This window comes from Actinosynnema sp. ALI-1.44, assembly GCF_001984155.1.
Classification (GTDB): Bacteria; Actinomycetota; Actinomycetes; order Mycobacteriales; family Pseudonocardiaceae; genus Kibdelosporangium.
This window is the reverse complement of the sequence record NZ_MTQO01000034.1, coordinates 131,726-149,606: the sequence shown is the minus strand read 5'-3', so window position 1 is coordinate 149,606 and position 17,881 is coordinate 131,726. Positions and strand designations below refer to the sequence as shown.

15 protein-coding genes are annotated in these 17,881 nt (G+C 69.3%); 7 read left to right on the top strand and 8 right to left on the bottom strand.

Features of this window, described 5'->3' with window-relative positions:
• Nucleotides 1-3 precede the first annotated feature (3 nt).
• Genes ALI144C_RS08255 through ALI144C_RS08245 form a run of 3 tightly spaced genes read right to left on the bottom strand, consistent with a single transcriptional unit; the run spans nt 4 to nt 8,107 of the window.
• Nucleotides 4-1,482, bottom strand: coding sequence for an MDR family MFS transporter (locus ALI144C_RS08255; protein WP_076986411.1), 1,479 nt, complete (start codon nt 1,480-1,482; stop codon nt 4-6).
• Nucleotides 1,479-3,134 carry a (2,3-dihydroxybenzoyl)adenylate synthase gene (locus ALI144C_RS08250; RefSeq protein WP_076986410.1) on the bottom strand — a complete coding sequence of 552 codons (1,656 nt, stop codon included), beginning with the start codon at nt 3,132-3,134 and terminating at the stop codon, nt 1,479-1,481. The genes ALI144C_RS08255 and ALI144C_RS08250 overlap by 4 nt, the downstream gene beginning before the upstream one ends.
• On the bottom strand, nt 3,131-8,107 hold the full coding sequence (locus tag ALI144C_RS08245) for a type I polyketide synthase (RefSeq protein WP_076986409.1): 4,977 nt from the start codon (nt 8,105-8,107) through the stop codon (nt 3,131-3,133). Before ALI144C_RS08245 ends, ALI144C_RS08250 begins: the two co-directional genes overlap by 4 nt.
• A 211-nt stretch (nt 8,108-8,318) precedes the next feature.
• Between ALI144C_RS08245 and ALI144C_RS08240 the strand changes: the two genes are divergently transcribed.
• A complete protein-coding gene (locus ALI144C_RS08240; RefSeq protein WP_076986408.1) occupies nt 8,319-9,161 on the top strand; it encodes a GNAT family N-acetyltransferase in 843 nt (280 codons plus the stop codon).
• A gap of 72 nt (nt 9,162-9,233) precedes the next feature.
• On the opposite strand, the gene ALI144C_RS08235 is transcribed toward ALI144C_RS08240, so the two are convergent.
• The gene (locus ALI144C_RS08235; protein ID WP_237774041.1) at nt 9,234-10,112 is read right to left on the bottom strand and encodes an NAD(P)-dependent oxidoreductase; all 879 of its coding nucleotides are present in this window, start codon (nt 10,110-10,112) and stop codon (nt 9,234-9,236) included.
• On the bottom strand, nt 10,109-10,537 hold the full coding sequence (locus ALI144C_RS08230; RefSeq protein WP_076986406.1) for an ester cyclase: 429 nt from the start codon (nt 10,535-10,537) through the stop codon (nt 10,109-10,111). The genes ALI144C_RS08235 and ALI144C_RS08230 overlap by 4 nt, the downstream gene beginning before the upstream one ends.
• Nucleotides 10,538-10,772: 235 nt before the next feature.
• Here ALI144C_RS08230 and ALI144C_RS08225 point away from each other — a divergent pair, with 235 nt between their 5' ends.
• From ALI144C_RS08225 to ALI144C_RS08200, 6 genes are read left to right on the top strand one after another with little or no spacing between them, the layout of a single operon-like run.
• On the top strand, nt 10,773-11,756 hold the full coding sequence (locus ALI144C_RS08225) for a medium chain dehydrogenase/reductase family protein (protein WP_237774040.1): 984 nt from the start codon (nt 10,773-10,775) through the stop codon (nt 11,754-11,756).
• Nucleotides 11,757-11,768: 12 nt separating this feature from the next.
• Nucleotides 11,769-12,254 carry a cupin domain-containing protein gene (locus tag ALI144C_RS08220; RefSeq protein ID WP_076986405.1) on the top strand — a complete coding sequence of 162 codons (486 nt, stop codon included), beginning with the start codon at nt 11,769-11,771 and terminating at the stop codon, nt 12,252-12,254.
• A 10-nt stretch (nt 12,255-12,264) separates the two neighbouring features.
• A complete protein-coding gene (locus ALI144C_RS08215) occupies nt 12,265-13,185 on the top strand; it encodes an amidohydrolase family protein (RefSeq protein WP_076986404.1) in 921 nt (306 codons plus the stop codon).
• Nucleotides 13,182-13,934 carry an SDR family NAD(P)-dependent oxidoreductase gene (locus ALI144C_RS08210; RefSeq protein ID WP_076986403.1) on the top strand — a complete coding sequence of 251 codons (753 nt, stop codon included), beginning with the start codon at nt 13,182-13,184 and terminating at the stop codon, nt 13,932-13,934. The genes ALI144C_RS08215 and ALI144C_RS08210 overlap by 4 nt, the downstream gene beginning before the upstream one ends.
• Nucleotides 13,935-13,944: 10 nt before the next feature.
• Complete coding sequence (locus ALI144C_RS08205) at nt 13,945-14,331, top strand: SchA/CurD-like domain-containing protein (RefSeq protein ID WP_076986402.1); 387 nt, start codon at nt 13,945-13,947, stop codon at nt 14,329-14,331.
• Between the two features lie 6 nt (nt 14,332-14,337).
• Nucleotides 14,338-15,201, top strand: a complete 864-nt coding sequence (locus tag ALI144C_RS08200; protein ID WP_076986401.1) for an LLM class flavin-dependent oxidoreductase — start codon at nt 14,338-14,340, stop codon at nt 15,199-15,201.
• A gap of 78 nt (nt 15,202-15,279) precedes the next feature.
• Here ALI144C_RS08200 and ALI144C_RS08195 read toward each other — a convergent pair whose 3' ends face one another.
• From ALI144C_RS08195 to ALI144C_RS08185, 3 genes are read right to left on the bottom strand one after another with little or no spacing between them, the layout of a single operon-like run.
• Nucleotides 15,280-16,830 (bottom strand): FAD-binding oxidoreductase, encoded by a 1,551-nt coding sequence (locus ALI144C_RS08195; protein ID WP_143230505.1) that lies wholly within the window; start codon nt 16,828-16,830, stop codon nt 15,280-15,282.
• Nucleotide 16,831: 1 nt separating this feature from the next.
• Nucleotides 16,832-17,287: a hypothetical protein gene (locus ALI144C_RS08190; RefSeq protein ID WP_076986399.1), complete on the bottom strand. Its 456-nt coding sequence runs from the start codon at nt 17,285-17,287 to the stop codon at nt 16,832-16,834.
• Complete coding sequence (locus tag ALI144C_RS08185) at nt 17,284-17,877, bottom strand: NAD(P)-dependent oxidoreductase (RefSeq protein WP_076986398.1); 594 nt, start codon at nt 17,875-17,877, stop codon at nt 17,284-17,286. The genes ALI144C_RS08190 and ALI144C_RS08185 overlap by 4 nt, the downstream gene beginning before the upstream one ends.
• Nucleotides 17,878-17,881 lie beyond the last annotated feature (4 nt).

Genomic DNA, 17,881 nt, shown 5'->3' with positions numbered 1-17,881 from the left:
TTCTCACTTCCTTCGCTCTGAATGGCTTTCCTCGCCCCACGGACTGACGTCCTCACGCAGGGGTGTGTTGGGCAGCAGCAACGTCAGGACGAGCGCGACGACCATGATCGGCACCCCGGCGAGGAAGGCCAACTGGAGCCCGTCCGCGAAACCCGCCGAGGCGAGTTCGCCCGGCGACGTGGTGAGCACCTCGCTCGTGCCGACCCGCGTCGCGATCATCGCGCCGAACACCGCGGCGCCGATCGACGAACCGATCGTGCGGAAGAACGCGGCCTGTGCGGTGATCGTGCCCATGTCCTCACGCGGCACGCTGTTCTGCACCGCCACGATCAGCTTCGAGATCACCATCCCCATGCCGATGCCGAGCACCGCCTCACTGCCCCACAGCTGCCACGTCGGCGTGGACGCGTCGAGCAGGCTGAACAGCCACGTGGCCACGGTCATGATCGCCGTGCCCGCGACGACGACCGGCTTCGTCCTGCCGAGGACCGAGGAGATGAGCCAGCCGCTCAGTCCCGAACCGACCATCACCGCGATCATCAACGGCAGCAGCTGCAGACCGGCGGCGACGGGATCGTGCCCGCGCACCACCTGGAGGTACACCGGCAGGAAGAAGTACCCGCCGATCACCGCGGCGCCGACGAGGAACGTGACCACCATCGCGACACCGATCTCCCGGTCCCGCAACAGGTTCAACGGTACCAGCGGCTCGCGGACCCTGCGCTCGACGATCACGAACAGCACACCGATGGCGACCGTCGCGACAAGGAGCCCGATGATCACCGGTGATGTCCACGAGTAGGCACCACCGCCCCAGACTGTCGCGAGCACCAGCGTCGTCACGCCCGCGGTGAGCAGCGCCGCGCCGGTGTAGTCGACGGAGTGCTCACGCCGGTGAGCGGGCAGTTTCAGCAACGCTCCGACCGCGACCAGCGCGACGACGCCGATCGGGACGTTGATCAGGAAGCACCAGCGCCACGACACGTACTCGGTGAACGCGCCGCCGACAAGCGGACCGGCGAGCGACGCCAGCGCGTACATCGCACCGACCAGGCCCTGGATCCGGCCGATCTGCCGGGGCGGGACCACGCTCGACGAGATCGTGAACGCCAGCACCACCAGCCCGCCCGCGCCGATGCCCTGCACGGCGCGGGACGCGACCAGTTGCGTCATGTCCTGGCTGATCCCGACGAGCGCCGAACCGGCGGTGAACACGCCGATCGAGACGAGGTACATCGGTTTGGCGCCGTAGAGGTCCGCGAGTTTGCCGTACAACGCGGTCGACACCGTCGACGCCAGCAGGTAGGCGGTCACGACGAGGGAGAAGTTGTCGACCGCGCCCATCCTGGCCACCATCGTCGGCAGCGCGGTGCCGACGATGGTCTGGTCGAGGGCCGACAGCAGCTGACCGGACAGCAGCACGACCAGCACGGTCTTCAGCTGCCAGCTCGTGAGGCCCGATCGGGCCGTTGTCGTGCTCACGCGCCCACGACCAGCTGCCGGGCGTCGCTCGTCACCACCTGTCGCAGCATGTTCTTGTCCACCTTGCCAATCGGGGTCAGTGGCAGTTCCGGCACGACCTCGAGCCGTTCCGGGATCTTGTACCTGGCGACGCCCCGCGTCGTGAACTGCCGCTGGACGTCCGCGAGGTCCAGCCGCTGCCCGTCGTGCAGCACCACGCACAGGCAGACGCGCTCGCCGAGCGCGCGGTCGGGAACCGCGATGACCGCGGCCCGCCGCACCTGGGGCAGTTCCAGCGCCAGCCCCTCGACTTCGGGCGCCGAGACCTTCTCGCCGCCGCGGTTGACCTGGTCCTTGATCCGTCCCCGGACGATGAGGTTCCCGCTCTCGTGCAGGACCACCACGTCGCCGGTGCGGAACCAGCCATCCGGGGTGAACGCGTGCAGGTTGTGCTCCGGCGCCCGGAAGTACCCGCGTGGCGTGTACGGGCCCCTGGTGAGCAGTTCCCCCGGCTGGCCGGGGCCGGTGGGCGTGCCGTTCTCGTCGACGATCAGGTACTCGTCGGCGTCGGAGATCGGCCTGCCCTGTGTCCCCTCGACGATGTGCGGCGGATCGTCGAGGCGCGTGTAGTTGAGCAATCCCTCTGCCATGCCGTACACCTGCTGCACCCGGCAGCCGAGGGCGCGGGCGAGTGTGCCTGCGAATCCCTCAGGCAGCACCGATCCGCCGATGTGCACGGTGCGGAGGCTGGACAGGTCCCTGGTCGTGGTCGCCGCGGCGTCGACCCAGCGTTGAGCGACGGCGGGCACGAGCGAGGACACGGTCACCCGCTCGCGTTCGATCAGCTCGAAGGTCACCTCCGGCCGCGGGCTGCGGGCCATCACGACTGTGCCGCCGTTCATCAGCGCTCCGAGCAACCCCGGCGAGCCCAACGGGAAGTTGTGCGCCATCGACAACGTCACCAGGTAGACGGTGTCCTCGTCGAACTCGCACACCTCGGCGCTGCGCCGGGCGTTGTACTCGTAGTCGTCGTGCGTCCTGGCGATGATCTTCGGCAAACCGGTGGTGCCGCCCGAAAGCAGGATCAACGCCACGTCGCTGGACCGCGGCGCGTAGCGGGCCATTCCGATCCGCCGCTCCTGCGCGTCGCCGTGCCGCCGGATCAGCGACCCGAGCGACGTGTGTCCGTTGTGGACGTCTTCGCCGAGCACGATCACCTGGGCGCAGTGTTTCGCGCCGAGCTTCGCCGCCAGCGCCTGGTGGTCGAAGTCGTTGCGGCGGTCCGGCATCACGATCGCCGTCACCTCCGCCAGTTCGGCGAGGTAGTCGAGTTCGTGCTCGCGGTGGGCGAGCAACGCCAGCACAGGCGCCACGCCGATGCGCTGGCACGCCAGGAAGAACGCGACGAACTCCCAGCAGTTCGGCAGCTGCACCAGCACGTTGTCGCCGTCGCGCAGCCCGAGCCCGTCGAGGTTCTCGGCGAGCGCGTCCACGTGTTCGGCCAGCTCGCGGTAGGTCAGCCGGACGTCGCCGTCGACGACCGCGACCCGGTCACCGGAGCGGTCCGCCCAGTCCCACATCAGGTCGCCCAGCGGCCGTCCTCGCCAATATCCCTCGGTCACGTACCGCCGGACCGCCTGGGGCGGCCACGGCACGGTTCCGTCACGCTTCATGCGGTGTCCTCCTGTACGCCGCTCAGCAAAGCCGTGCAGTGTTCTGCGATGGCGTGCGTCGTCGGTGCGCTCCAGAACAGGTTCGCCGGCAGGCTGACCGCGAACCGCTGCTCGAGGTCGCGCCGGATCGCCTGCACCAGCACGGAGTCCGCGCCCAGCTCGACCAGCGGCTTGTGCACGTCCAGCCGGTCGGTGCCGAGCTGCCTGCCGATCGCGGCGGCCACCTCGGCGGCCACGTCGGTCCACCCGCGTTCCGGGCGTTCCGTCGTCTCCTGTGGTGTGTCGAGCTCGCGCAGCAGCGCGGGTCTGCGCATGCCGGGCAGTTGACCGATCGTGCGCAGCACGACCACGTGACCGGTACTGGCCGAGCGGTCGTCCCAGCAGTCGAACGCCTCCTGCGCGGTGATGCTCGCCGTGCCGCGGGACCGCAGCTCGGCGTCGATCGAGTCCGCTTCCGTGCTCATTCCGAGTCCGCGCCACGACGTCCAGCCGAAGCTGACCGTGTCCGGCCTGCGGGTCGCGAACGCGTCGAGGAACGCGTTGGCCGCGGCGTAGCTCGCCTGTCCAGGTAGGCCGAGCAGCGGTCCCGCCGACGAGAACAGGGCGAAGAAGTCGAGGCTGCCCGGTGGGAACATCTCGTGCAGCAACAACGCCCCGGCGACTTTCGGCCGCATGACCCTGATCAACGACGGCGAGTTGACGTCGACAGCCATCCTGCTGTCGAGCACACCCGCGGCGTGCACGATGCCACGGATCGGCGGCAGTCCGAGTTCCCGGCAGTCCAGCGACTTCGGCGCCTGGACCCGGTCGGTGATGTCCACCGCGACCGTCCGCACTGTCACGCCCGCCGCCTCCAGCGCACGGACGCACTCGATGCGCCTCGCGTCCTCGGGGTCCGCGACCTCGTCCCACAGTTCGCGCGGCGGCAGGCCCCGCCTGCCCGCCAGCACGAGCCTGCGCGCGCCCCGGCTCGCGAGCCACATCGATATCTCCCGGCCCAGCGCACCAAGTCCTCCTGTGATCAGGTAGGTGCCGTCCGGGCGGCAGGTCAACGGGGCCCGCTCCCGCGCTGCGGGTGCGGGAACGAGCAGCGGAGCGAGCACTGTTCCGTCGCGCACCGCGACGATGTCTTCCCTGGGGCCACCGCGCAGGACGTCCAGCAGCCCGCCGTCCTCGTCAGGCGGCAGGTCGACGAGCCCGCCCCACATGCCGGGGTGCTCGGTCGCCAGCACCCGGCCGACTCCCCACAACGACGAATGGCTCAGCGCCTTGTCCACTTCGGACTCCAGTACGCCGCGGGTGACGCACCACAGCCGTGGCCCGTGCTCCCAGCGCGCCATCGTGGTGGCCACGCGCAGCAACAGCCAAGCCGCCTGGAACGCGGCCACGCCGACACGCCTGCCCGCACCTGGAGCCACGAGCACCACGCTCCCGGCGGTCAGTTCTTCACTCATCGCGTCCAGTTGCTTGGGGCTGCTCACTCGCGTGTACCTGACGCCAAGGCCAGGCAAGGGTGGTTCGTCGTGCTCGCACACGACGACGATCCGATCGATCGCCTTCGTGCGCGGCCGTTCTGGTTCAGGTCGCCAGTCGATGACGTGTACGAGCCTGCGCGGGCTCGCCGAGCCCTCACCGTCCAGCACGCCGTAGCGCAGGCCGACCAGTTCGGCCAGCACCGTGCCGTCCGGGTCGAGGACCGCCACGTCCACTGTGTTCTCAGTCCGGTCGTGCACGGTGATGACGACCTGGTCGACCGGGTCACCGCTGAACGTGACCCGACGGATGTGCGCAGGCATGTGCAGCACCTCGGGATCGGTGCTCACGACCGTCGCCGCGGCCGAGAGCGCCGCGTCGAGCGCCGAGGTGAGCGAGTCGACCGCCACCTTGGCGACCATCAGGCCTGGCCCACTGCTCAGTTCGGTTATTCGCCAAGGGAATCCCATGGCGGCGACACCGGCGCGGGCGAGCCGGTCGACCACGTGCCGTGGGTCAAGACGATCCGCGCACCGCGGTATCCCACGACGGGAAGCCGCCTGCTGTTGCGGCTGCGCGGTCCCGGTGGCGTGTGTCAACCAGTCCTCTTCGGACACTTGGCTGCTCAGCCGGACCGTGTTCCCGTCGAGCACGACCTGGAGCCCTCGGTTCTCATCAACGGGAACGGGCGTCCGCAGTGTCACGCCGGTCAGCACGTTCGTCTCGGCCGCGGCACGGAAGGTGTTGAGCAGCACGGCCGCCGGCACGATCTCCGTGCCGAGCACCGGGTGCCTGCCGGGGTACGGCCGGGTCGCGTGGTCAAGCGTGGTGCGCCACACCCGGATGGGTGACGGACCGTGCACGGTCATCGCTTCACCGAGCAGGTCGTGCCGGGTGGGGTCGTGCGGGCGCGGGCCGTGCGGCGAGTGTACGGCGCGGAACTCCTCCCGTTGCCACGCGGTGCCAGGGACATCGGCCAGCCCGCCGTCGGGGTGAACGGTGCGCCAGTCGACGTCCATCCCGTGGCAGTGCAGCACACCGAGCTGCCCGAGCTGCGTTTCGCGTTCGGGCTTGGTGCGTCGCAACGTGTACGCGGTGGCGACCGCGGCGTCCAGCTCGGCCGAGGTCTCGGCGATGGAGTGCGTGACGACCGGGTGTGGCGCGACCTCGTGGAACAGCCGGTGGCCGTCGGCGATCGCCGCCTCGACAGCCTGGTGGAACAGCACAGGGTTGGCGAGGTTCGCGGCCCAGTAGCCGCCGTCACGGGCGACTGTCGTGCGTGGGTCGGGGAACGCCGTGCTGTACAGCGTAATCACCGGTGTGCGCGGCTTCAGGTCCCGCGTGGCGCGGACCAGGTCGTCGAGCAATGGCTCGACGTGCGGGCTGTGGAACGCGATGTCCGTGGCGACCTGGCGGACGGCCACCTCCGGCCGCCACCGTTCGGTCAGCTCGGCGATCGCGTCCGCGTCGCCCGAGATCACGGTGGAGCGCGGGGAAGCCGCGATCGCCGCGACGACCTTCCCGTTGTCCCGCAGCCTTTCCCGAACCTCGTCGAACGGCACGTCCACCACCGCCATCGCACCGGCACCTGCGACGCGCCTCAACAGCTCCGAGCGACGGCACACCAGACGGACGCCTTGCTCCTCGGACAACGCACCCGCGACGACAGCCGCGGCTATCTCACCCACCGAGTGGCCGATCACCGCCGCGGGCCGCACGCCGAGCGCGTGCCATGAGGCCGCGAGACCAAGCTGGACCGCGAAGATCGCCATCTGCGTGTCGGGGGTGTCCAGCGTGTCCGCGGACAGCAGATCCATCGGGGTGCGGCCGCATTCCTCGCGGAAAGTCCAGGCCAGCCGGTCCAGGACGGTGCGGAACGCGGGATCGGCCGCCGCCAGGTCACGGCCCATGCCCGGCCACTGTGAGCCTTGGCCGGAGAACACCCACACCGGAGTCACAGCAGGCTGGGCCTGCACCGGTTCGACCGCGCGTAACCGGGTGACGAGTTCCTCGCGGGTGGTGGCGACGACCGTCGCGCGCCACGGCAACTCCGGACGACGCAATGCGAGCGTGTGGCCGACATCGGCGAGCGGTGTGGACGCACCGCGGTCGGTGAGCCAGTCGGCGAGCCTCGACGCCTGTGCGGTGACGGCGGCGGCCGACGCGCCGGACAACGGGTACACCCGCGGCCTGACCGTCGGGCTGCGGTGCGGCCTGGGCTGGGACGGGGCTTCCTCCAGCAGGATGTGCGCCAACGTGCCGCCGTAGCCGTAGCCGGAGGTGGCCGCGACGCGGCGCCGCCCGGTGCGTGGCCACGGTGTCGTGCTGGTGACCACGTGCAGGCCCGCACCCAGTTCGGGAATCGGTGACGACACGTCGACGGTCGCCGGGATCACCCGGTGCCGCAGCGCCAGGATGGTCTTGATCACCCCGGCGACCCCGGACGCCGCCTCGAGGTGACCGATGTTGGACTTCACCGATCCGACCAGGCACGGCCGGTCGCGGTCGCTGCCGTACACCTCGGCCAGCGCGCCGGCCTCGACGGGGTCGCCGACCCGGGTACCGGTGCCGTGCGCCTCGACGTAGTCCACATCGGACGGCGAAACGCCCGCCGACCCGCACGCGGTCCGCATCAAGTGCTCCTGCGCGAGGCGGCTCGGCGCCATGATGCCGTCGGTGCGGCCGTCCTGGCTGACCGCGCTGCCCCTGATCACCGCGAGCACCCGGTCACCGTTGTGCCGCGCGTCGCAGAGCCGTTTCAGCACCAGCAGACCGGCTCCTTCGCCGCGGACGTACCCGTCGGCCGTCTGGTCGAACGGCCTGCTGGTCCCGGTCGGGGACAGCGCACCGGCCGCGTCCATCACGGCGGTGAGCCCGGGGCCGACCATCAGCATCACACCACCGGCGATCGCGACCGAACTCTCCCGCAGACGCAGGCTCTGGCACGCCAGGTGGATCGCGACGAGCGAGGCCGAGCAGGCCGTGTCGACGGCGATGCTCGGCCCGCGTAAGTCGAACGTGTAGGACACGCGGTTGGCGATGGCGCACAACGACGAGCCGATTCCGCTCCACGCCTCGATGCGGGGCAGGTCCTCCAGCACGCGCCTGCCGTGGTCGTCGGCGTTCACCCCGATGAACACACCCGCGTCTGTGCCCGCCAACGCGCCATGAGCCATGCCCGCGTACTCGACCGCCTCCCACGCGAGCTCCAGCACCAGCCGCTGCTGCGGGTCCATCAACGCGGCCTCCCTCGGCGACAGACCGAAGAAGCCGGCGTCGAACTGGTGGATCCCGTCGAGAAAACCGCCGGCCGCGGTGATGCCGCGGACCGGGTGATCGGCCCACCGGTCGTCCGGCAGCGTGCCGATCCCGGACCGCCGGTTCAACAGGAAATCCCAATACTCGTCAGGGGAACTCACGCCGCCGGGAAATCGACAGCTCATTCCGACGACGGCGATCAGATCGGCACCGTCGCCGGGAGCACACCATTCGTCAGCCATGTCGTCCCCTCTCACTCCCCCACGTCCGGCACGTCGAACCCGGCACTTCGACCACTGTGCGGCCGCCGGGGTCCCGCCCGGATCCGCCGGGTGCCCTGCCGGGCTGGGAATGTGCCCAGCACGGCTGGGACTCGCGCCCATTGCCGGGGGAACTCGGGGCTGCCTAGCGTCGAAGACGTCGACGACAAGCCGGTTCAACGGGAGGAACCACATGCGGGTGAGGTCGACGACCGACATCGAGGAGTTCCGGGCGGAAGCCGGCCCGATGCTGCTGGAGAATCCGGTCGACAACAACATTCTGCTCTACCACACGTACGACCCGTCCGGGCTGCTGCCGGGCGACGGTCCCGCGAAGCCGTACTGGGTCGAGGATTCCGGCACCGTGCTCGGTGTCGCCTGGGTCGCCGCGCCCTACCGGCTCACGATCACCGACATGCCCGGCGCCGCGGCCGCCACGCTCGCCGAGGAGATCGCGAAGCAGGAGCCGTGGGTTCCCGGCGTGAACGGCGCCACGGAGGCCACCGCGTCCTTCGCCGAGCGCTTCGCCGACGTCGCGGGCAAGACCGCGACGCCCGAACGCGACCAGTGGCTCATGGTGTGCACCGAGACCACCCGGAACACGCAGATCCCCGGCGCGCCACGCCTCGGTCGCGTCGACGAGGTCGACATGGTGGCGGAGTGGTTCTCCACCACCATGCGCGACAGCGGCATGGCCCAGGACGACATCCTGCGCTACATGAAGCACATGGTCGCCGACCAAGTCGAGGGCGACCGGCTGATCCTGTGGGAGCACGACGGCGCCATCGTCGGCGCCGCCGGACGGGCCCGGCCCATCGGTGGCGTCGTGCGGCCGTCCGGTGTGTTCGTGCTACCGGAGCACCGGCAGGGCGGGTACGCCGCCGCCTTGCTCGGCGAGATCACCGCACGTGCGCTCGAAGAAGGCGCCGAGGCGTGCACCTGCCTGCACTTCCTCCAGTACGCGGCCATGCAGGCGGTAGTGGAGAAGGTCGGCTACCGGCACGTCCGTGACCTGACCGAGTACCGGTTCGCCTGAGCGTCGGCAGCAGAAGATGTGGCGGTGGGGCGTCCGTGCCCACCGCCACATCGCTGTTCTCAGTTTCGGTTCTCAGTCGACTTTCCGCCCTCCCCTCCGCTCGACTTCGGCGAGCACCGCCGCACAGTCCAGATCACCGAGACCGGAGTTCACGGCGGCGGTGAGCACCTCGTAGCTGGCCTGCGTCGCGGGCATCGGCACACCGAGGCGCCCCGCGTCCGTGAGAGCCAGCAACAGGTCCTTGCGCATCAGGGAAAGCCGGAAGTCCGCCTGGGTGAACGACCGGCGGGCCATCACGCCGCTCTTGAACTTCATCACCGGCGAGCTGTACCCGCTCGCCGCGATCATCTTGATCAGCACGTCCCTCGGCAGGCCGGCGCGTTCGCCGAACACGACGGCCTCCGCCAGCGCCTGCATCTGCACACCCATCAACAGGTTCATCGCCACCTTGGCGGTGGCGCCCATGCCGTGGTCACCGAGGTGCACGATCTCCTTGGCCAACGGCTCCAGCACCGGTCGCACCGAGGCCACGTCATCGGCGTCGCCGCCGATCATGAACCGCAGTTCGCCCGACGCGGCGTGCTGGGCGTTGCCGAGCACGCACGCGTCCAGGATTCGGTGCCCCCGCTCGGACACCTCGGCGGCCAGCGCCCGAGCCGCGTCCGGCGAGACCGTGCTCATGTCGGCGATCACCAGGTTCTCGCCCGCGGTCAACGCACCGGACGGCCCGAACAGCACCTCTTTGACCACGTCACCGGTCGCCAGGCTGAGCAGCAGCACGTCCGCCACCCGCGCGACGTCGGCAGGCGTGGCGACGACCTTCGCACCGCGGTCGGCCAGCGCCTCGGCCTTCGCGGCGGTCCGGTTGTGGACCACGACCTCGAACCCCGACTCGAGCAGGCGAGCCGCCATGCCCGAGCCCATCGAACCGAGGCCGAGGAAGCCGATCACGGGCGGCCTCCGGGTGCGAGCACCCCGATCTCCATCAGGATCCGCGGCATGTCGTCGCTGATCCACGACTCGACGACCCGGCCGCCGACGACGCGGTGCATGTCGACGCCGGACACGTGGAACTTCTTGCCGGTCGGCGGCATCCCGCCGAGCTCGCCGGTGTGCGTGCCGGTCGTGCTGAACCGGTGCGCGACGTACTCGCCGTCAGCGATCATGTGCTCGATCGTGCAGTGGAAGTCGGGGAACGACTTGCGCCAGAAGTCCACCGCCTTGGCGAACGCGCCGGGGCCGGGCGGCAGGTCGAGCCCGCGGGCGTGCACCACGTAGTCAGGTGCGAACACGTCGTCGACGAAGCTCACGTCCCCCGCGTTCAGCCCCTGCTCGGTGATGTACCGGACGAGCTTCATGTTGTCCTCTGTGGACATTCGCAACCTCCGTGGAGTCCAATGCGTCCCCTTCGACGGTGTCCTGCGGCACATCCCGCTGTCGTGGGCCTCGAGTCCCAGCCGGGAGGGGAAACCCCCGTACCGCGGCCGGGCAGGGTGTCACCGGACGCAGGGAATCGGCGCCGAGTCGTTGAACCGCGCACCGCGCCACTGCTAGGCAGGAAGGGCGAGAAAAGTCGCTGAATCCGCCGCATCGTCTTCGCCGGAGGCCAACGTGCTCGCTCGACATCTCACCGTGACCGGATCGGACACCATGCAAGTGCGGAAGACCGAGCTCGGCGCACCCACGCGGGGCGAGGCGATCGTCCGCGTCGAAGCGGCCGGTGTGTCCTACGGGGACATCCTACTGCGCAAACGGGTCATTCCCGGCTCGCCCAAACCGCCGTTCACCCCCGGCTACGACTTCGCCGGCGTCGTCGAGGAAACCGGCGAAGACGTGGCGCTCCGGCCGGGTCAGGCCGTCGCCGCGCTCGTGCCGACCGGCGGCTACAGCCAGCACGTCAAGGTCGCGGCCGACCGCTTGGTGCCGCGTCCCGACGGGGCGTCCGCCGTCGAGTCCTCAGCCATCGCGCTCAACTACTTCATCGCGTACCAGATGCTGCACCGCGTCGCGAAGGTCCAGCCAGGACAGCGGATCATGGTGCACGGCGCGTCCGGTGGCGTCGGTGTCGCGTTCCTGCAACTGGCACAGCTCGCCAACGTCGAGGCGTACGGGTCGGCGTCCGCGGGCAAGCTCGACGTGGTCCGCAAGTACGGCGGCACACCGATCGACTACCGCGCGCAGAACTTCGTCGACGTGCTCCGCGGCAACCCGGTCGACGCGGTGTTCGACGCCATCGGCGGCGCCCACTTCAACCGGTCGTCGTCGGTGCTGCGGCGCGGCGGGATCATGGTCGGTTACGGCCAGAGCGCGGCGCTGGTGCGCGGCAAATCGAACATGCTGATCGGCGCGAGGGGGTTCCTCGGCGGGATCGTGCTGCCGAAGATCGTGCCGAACGGCAAGCGCACCACGTTCTACAACGCCTGGAGCCTCGACGACGCCGCCTATCGCGAGGACCTCGCGAGCGTGCTCGGCCTGCTGGCCGCGGGCAAGGTCGAGCCGCTCATCGCCAAGACCGTGCCGCTCGACGAGGCCGCCCGTGCCCAGCGGGAACTCGAGGACGGCGCGGTGACCGGGAAGATCGTTCTGGTGCCGTAGAGAGGGAGAACCATGTCCGAAGTCAAACCGTTCACAGTGGCCACGCAACAGTGCACGGCTATCTGGCACATGGGTGCGCTGATGCAGTTCCGCGCCACCAGCGCGGACACCGGCAACCAGTTCTGGCTCGCCGAGCAGACCTCCAACCAGGGTTACGCGTCCCCGTTGCACGTGCACAGCAAGGAGGACGAGACGTTCCACGTCCTCGACGGCGAGGTCAGCATCGAGATCGACGGCGTCATGCACAACGCGGGCCCCGGCACGACGGTGTTCGCACCGCGCGGCCTCCCCCACTCGTACAAAGTGGAGTCGGTGGTCGCGCGCTGGCTCGTGCTCGGCACGCCCGGCGGGTTCGACGGCTGGTTCTTCGACACCGGCAAACCGGCCGAACGGCTGGCGGTGCCGGAGTTCGACCCGGCCGACTTCCCCGACTTCGGCGAGGTGATCGCGTCCGTGCAGCGCTACGGCGGCCAGGTTCTCGGCCCGCCACGCGGGTGAGAGGAGCGTCATGATCATCGACGTGCACGGCCACGTCACGCCGCCGGAACTGCTGAAACGGTTCCCGATGCCGCCGAGCCTCGGCGACGTCGCCGGGATGGTCGAGCAGAAGGCCGCACTCGGCATCGACCTGACGATCGTCGGCAGCCCGGTCGGCGCGGGAACCATGGTTCCGGTGCCCGGCCTGGACAACTACGCGCAGCCCGTCGACCAGTTGGAGTCGTTCCACGACTGGGTCGCCGAGACTGTGCGGGAGCACCACGAGCACCTGCGCGGGTACGTCTACGTGAACCCGCTCGACGAGGACCTGGTCGAGCGCACAGCGAAACGGTTGGCACAGGAGGAGTTCGTCGGTCTCATCGTGAACACCAGCGTACGCGGCGCGTACCTCGACGACCCGCGCGCCGACCAGTTCTTCGCGCTGGCCGCGGAAACGGGCGCGCCGGTGCTGCTGCACCCGCCGGCCGAGCCTGTCGGTTCGGCACCGATGAACGGCCATCTCGGCCTGGTGGAGCACATCGTGCGACCGTGCGACATCACCTGCGGGGTCGCCGCCATCCTGTTCGCGGGCTGGCTCGACAAGTATCCCACGTTGCGGCTGATCGCGGCCAACGCCGGTGGGGCGTTGTCGTTGTTGCGGGAGAAGCTCGATCTCGCCCAGCAACGCGCCAAGCCGGGACCGCCCGTAGCGGTCACCGGCCCAGCGAGCGGGTGGTTGCGGCGCATCCACGTCGACACGGCGACGCCGTCGGCGGTGGCGCTTTCGGCGGCCGCCGAGGTGTTCGGCACCGACCGGCTGCTGTTCGGCACCGACTCGCCGCCGCTCACCGCGCCACTGCGGTCCAGTGTGGACATGGTCGCGGCGCTGCCGGACGAGCGGCTGGTCTTCGCCGAGAACGCGCGGCGGTTGTTCGGATTGGTGGAGTCATGACGCAGCTGGCAGGGCAACGGGCACTGGTCGTCGGCGGTTACGGCGGCATCGGAACCGTGATCAGCGAGCAGCTGGCCGACCAGGGCGCGACGGTCGCCGTGGCCGGTCGTACCGGGGACAAGGCCGTCGAACTGGCGGACAAGCTGGGCAACTCGTCGATCGGCAGGCAGATCGAGATCACCTCCGGCGACAGCGTCCGTGCCGTTGTCGCCGACGTCGTGGACACTCTCGGCGGTATCGATCTGCTGGTCAACTGCGCGAGCAAGCTGGAGACCATCCCGGCGGAGGATTTCCCGGAGAACGAGTGGCGTGCCATCCTCGACGCCAACCTCACCGGCGCTTTCCTGCTGTCGCAGGAGGTTGGCAAACACATGATCGCCGCGCGGACCGCGGGCAGGATCGTGCACCTGTCCTCTGTTCGTGGTCACGCGGGCGGCAGGCGCGGGTTCTCGGCCTACGGCGCCAGCAAGGCCGGGCTGGACCTGTTGGTGAAGCAGCTCGCGACCGAGTGGGGCAGGCACGGTCTCACGGTGAACGCGGTCGCGCCCGGTTTCGTGCGGACGGAGTTCGTCGAGCAGGCCACCGGCGACGGGCGTTTCCTCGACATGATCAGGCAACGCATCCCGCTCGGCCGGTTCGCCGAGGCCGACGAGGTGGCGAGCGCGGTGCTGTACCTCGTTTCGCCGCTCGCCAGGTTCGTGACCGGACAAGTCATCTACGTCGACGGCGGCGTGACCGCCAGTTCGTGAGGGAGAAACGATGTCGAAGTGGCACGCGTTGTACTACCCGTTGAAGGCGGGCAGCGAGGAAACGGTCAAGCGCCTGTTCGAGGCGAGCGGACGGCCCAAGTTCGACGTCCGTGACGACCAGGGCAACGTCGTCGGGCGGCTGCTGGGAACGATGGCCTTCGTCGGCAAGGAGATGGCCGTCCGGGTCATCGAGGTCGAAGGCCCGATCCCCATGGTGGCCGCGCACATGAGCCGCCAGCCTGAGGTCAAGGAGTTCGAGCGGCAGTTGGAGGAGCACCTTGCCGTGCCCCGCGACATGGTGACTCCGGAGGGTGCTCGGGCGTTCTTCCGGGACGCGGCGCTGGAATGCGTGCTGGCTCGTCGGCACGACCAGCCGCTCGAGACGACGGCGAGCTGAGGACGAGTGGATATCGCAGTCGCGCTGCCGAGCTCCGTGCCCGGCAGCACCGCACAGGACCTGATGGACTGGTCGGTCGAGGGTGAGCGGGCTGGTTTCAGCTCGCTCGCCGTTCTCGACCGGCTCGTGTACGACAACTACGACTGCCTCACCACGCTCGCCGCTGCCGCGGCCTTGACCTCGCGTGTGCGGCTGATGACCGCGATCCTGATCGGCCCGTTGCACAGGAACGCCGCACTGCTGGCCAAGCAGGCCGCGACCGTCGACCGGATCTCCGGTGGACGGCTGACGCTCGGCATGGCAGTGGGTGCGCGGCCGGACGACTTCAACGCCAGCGGCGCCGACCACGCGCACCGCGGCCGTGACTTCACCGCACAACTGGAAGAACTGCGGAAGGTGTGGGCCGGTGAACGCCGTGGCTTCGCGGGCGCCATCGGCCCGGCACCCACGCGTCCGCAGGGTCCCGAACTGATCCTCGGCGGGCACGCGCCGGGCGCGATCGCCAGGGCGGTGCGGTTCGGCGACGGCTGGATCTCCGGCGGTGGTGGCCTCGGCATGTTCCGCGGTGGCGCGGGGGCGTTCCGTGCGGCGTGGGCGAAAGCCGGGCGCACCGGGAAGCCGCGGCTGCTGGCGCTGGCGTACTTCTCCCTCGGTGATCAGGCCGAGGAGAACGCCAAGGCCTACATCAACGACTACTACGGCTTCGCTCCCCCGTACGCCCAGGCCGTGCTCGCCAACACGAGCATCGGCGACGACGCCTTGGCGCAGAACCTGCGCGCGTACGAGGAAGCTGGTTGTGACGAGCTTGTCCTGGTCCCCTGTTCTGCCGACCTGGACCAGATCAAGCGTCTCGGTGACGTGTGCGTTTGATCCGCATGAGTTGAGCCGACATTGTTGTGGGGTGCCTCGCCTGCGAGGCACCCCACAACGAGCTTCCCACAACGAGCTTCACGGTGTGGACGGGCGGATGGACAGGGCGTGCCGGAAAACGTTCAACGGGTCCCAGCGCCGCTTGGCCCGTTGCAGCCTCGGGTAGTTGTCCTTGTAGTACAACGTGTGCCATGGCACGCCCGAGGTGTTCCAGCGTGGATCGGCCAGGTCGGCGTCCGGGTAGTTGATGTACGAGCCGTCCGTGGTTTCGTTCGGTACGGGGACTCCGCCTGTTGTCGCGTACATGTCGCGGTAGAATGTGCGGATCCACTCCAGGTGCTTCGGGTCTTCCGCCGGGTCTGCCCAGTACGCCTGGTACGCCGACTTGATGACAGAGTCGCGTTGTGCCACTGCGGTCGCGGACGGCACCACGGTGTTCACCTTGCCGCCGTAGCCGATCATGACGAACAACGCGTTGGGGTTTCTGTACGCCTGGTTGGTCAGGTAACGGTAAGCGGTCGCTGTCTGCTGCTGGGACAAGCCCTTGCGCATGTACGCCGCCTTGAACTTGAACCGCCGGGCGATGAGGTCACCGTCCCCGCCCCCGCGCCAGGACGCCGCGTACAACCACGGCATCGGGACCGGGCCAGTCGTCAGCGGCCGCAACGGCACACCTTCACCCAGGGCGGCGTGGTAATCGGACAGCAGCCTCGCGGCATCAGGCGTGGCAGCGTCGAAGTGCGTGCCGACGACGACCCCGCCGGATGACGACAGGTGGGGCACTCCCATCCCGCTGAACAACCCCGCGTACGGGCTGTCCGGGGCGCTGTTGCGTTCGTACCAGGTGCCGAAGTTGGCCAGCAGCCTGCTGAACGCGACCTCGTTCAACCCGCTCCACGGCCACATCAACGACGAGTACAGCAACGTCGCGGGCGGCCTGGGAAGGTCAGGTCCGAGCCAATACCGTGTCACCACACCGAAGTTGCCGCCACCGCCGCCGGTGTGGGCCCACCAGAGCTCGCGGTTGGGGTCGTCGGGTTCACGGGTGGCGACGACGGCACGCGCGGTACCGGAGGCGTCCACTACCACGACCTCGACGCCGTACAGGTGGTCGACCACGCATCCGTGCTTGCGGGAGAGCATCCCGTATCCTCCGCCGAGGATGTGCCCTCCCGCACCGACCGTCGGCCACGCACCTGCGGGGAGCGTCACGCCCCAGCCCTTGAACAAGGTTTCGTAGACCTCGCCCAACGTCGCGCCGGCTTCCACGGCGAACGCTCCTCGGGCGGCGTCGAAGTACACCTCGTTCATTGTGGACATGTCGATGACCACACGTACGGACGGGTTGTCCACGAAGTCCTCGAAGCAGTGTCCGCCGCTGCGCACCGCTATGCGCCTGCCTGCTCGGACCGCTTCCGTCACGGCTCGTACCACCTGGTCGGTCGAGCCGGCCAGGCGGACGTAGTCCGGGGTTCCGGTGAACCGGTGGTTGTCACCTCGTACCAGGTCCGGGTAGCGGATGTCGCCGGGGCGCACTGTCGGCGACTCACCGGGTGACGCCGAAGCGGGTGGTGCGATCAGGCCCGCACCACCCGCCAGCGCACCACCGAGCAACAGCCTTCTTGTCATCTCAGCCACGACCCACCGCCACTGGTGCTCGTTCCGGGACCTTCCCGAAGCGTCCCTTCGGTTTGTAGATCGACAGCACGGTTATCAGGGTGAGCTTCACCAGTTGCAGCACCAGCCCGGCCAACACCAGCCAGCGCTCGCCCGCGGCGAGCCACGGCATGAGCAGGAACAGCGCGAACCCCAGCGTTACCAGGAGCAATCCGAGCTTCTTGACCACCCACGTGTGCCGCAACAGCCCCCACGGCGATGTCAGAGCCACCAGGACACCGGTGGCCAGCGCCACCACCAGCGCCGGGATGGCCACCACGCGCAGCAGTAGATCGTCCACACGCAGCAAGGCCTCGTCGTCGGACGACATGGCGAACAGCAGCAACGCGAGCATCACGACCGTGACGCCCAGGCTCAGCGTGGACCCGAGGACGTGTGAAGCCACGAGTGCCTTGCGCCGACTGTTCATCGCTGTCCCGTCAGGGCCACTGTGGCCCGGTGCAGTGCGCTATCGTCTACATGGGACACCAGGTAGGCCGCGAGGTCCGCGACGCCCACCGTGCGTTCCCGGCCACGCACGTGGTCGGGCACGGCGACGACCTGCCCAGCGGACGGTCCGTCGGACAGCTTGGCCGTACGCACCACTGTCCAGTCGAGCGAGCTGTGGTGCAGCTCGTCCTCCATCCGCTCCAGGTCGAGGAACGGGTTCCGGTAGAGCTTGTGCACGAAGAACCGCAGTGCGATCTTCCGGGTCAACGGCATACCGCGGCTGATGTGCACCGCACTGGGCATCACCGCGAGGATTCGCTTGACCCCGGCGGAGTCCATCGCCCTGATCACGTTGGCCATGCCCATCGACCGGACGACCGACGGCCCTCGGCCGGGCTTGCCCGCGGCGAAGATCACCGCGTCCGCGCCGTCGACGAGTTCGGCCGGGACCGATTCCCGGATGTCCAGATCGGACTGCGACAGTCCGGTCACGTCATGGCCTTCGGCCACCGCCCGTGAAACCACGGCGCGACCGATCCGGCCGGTGGCGCCGAAGACAACGAGACGCATCTCT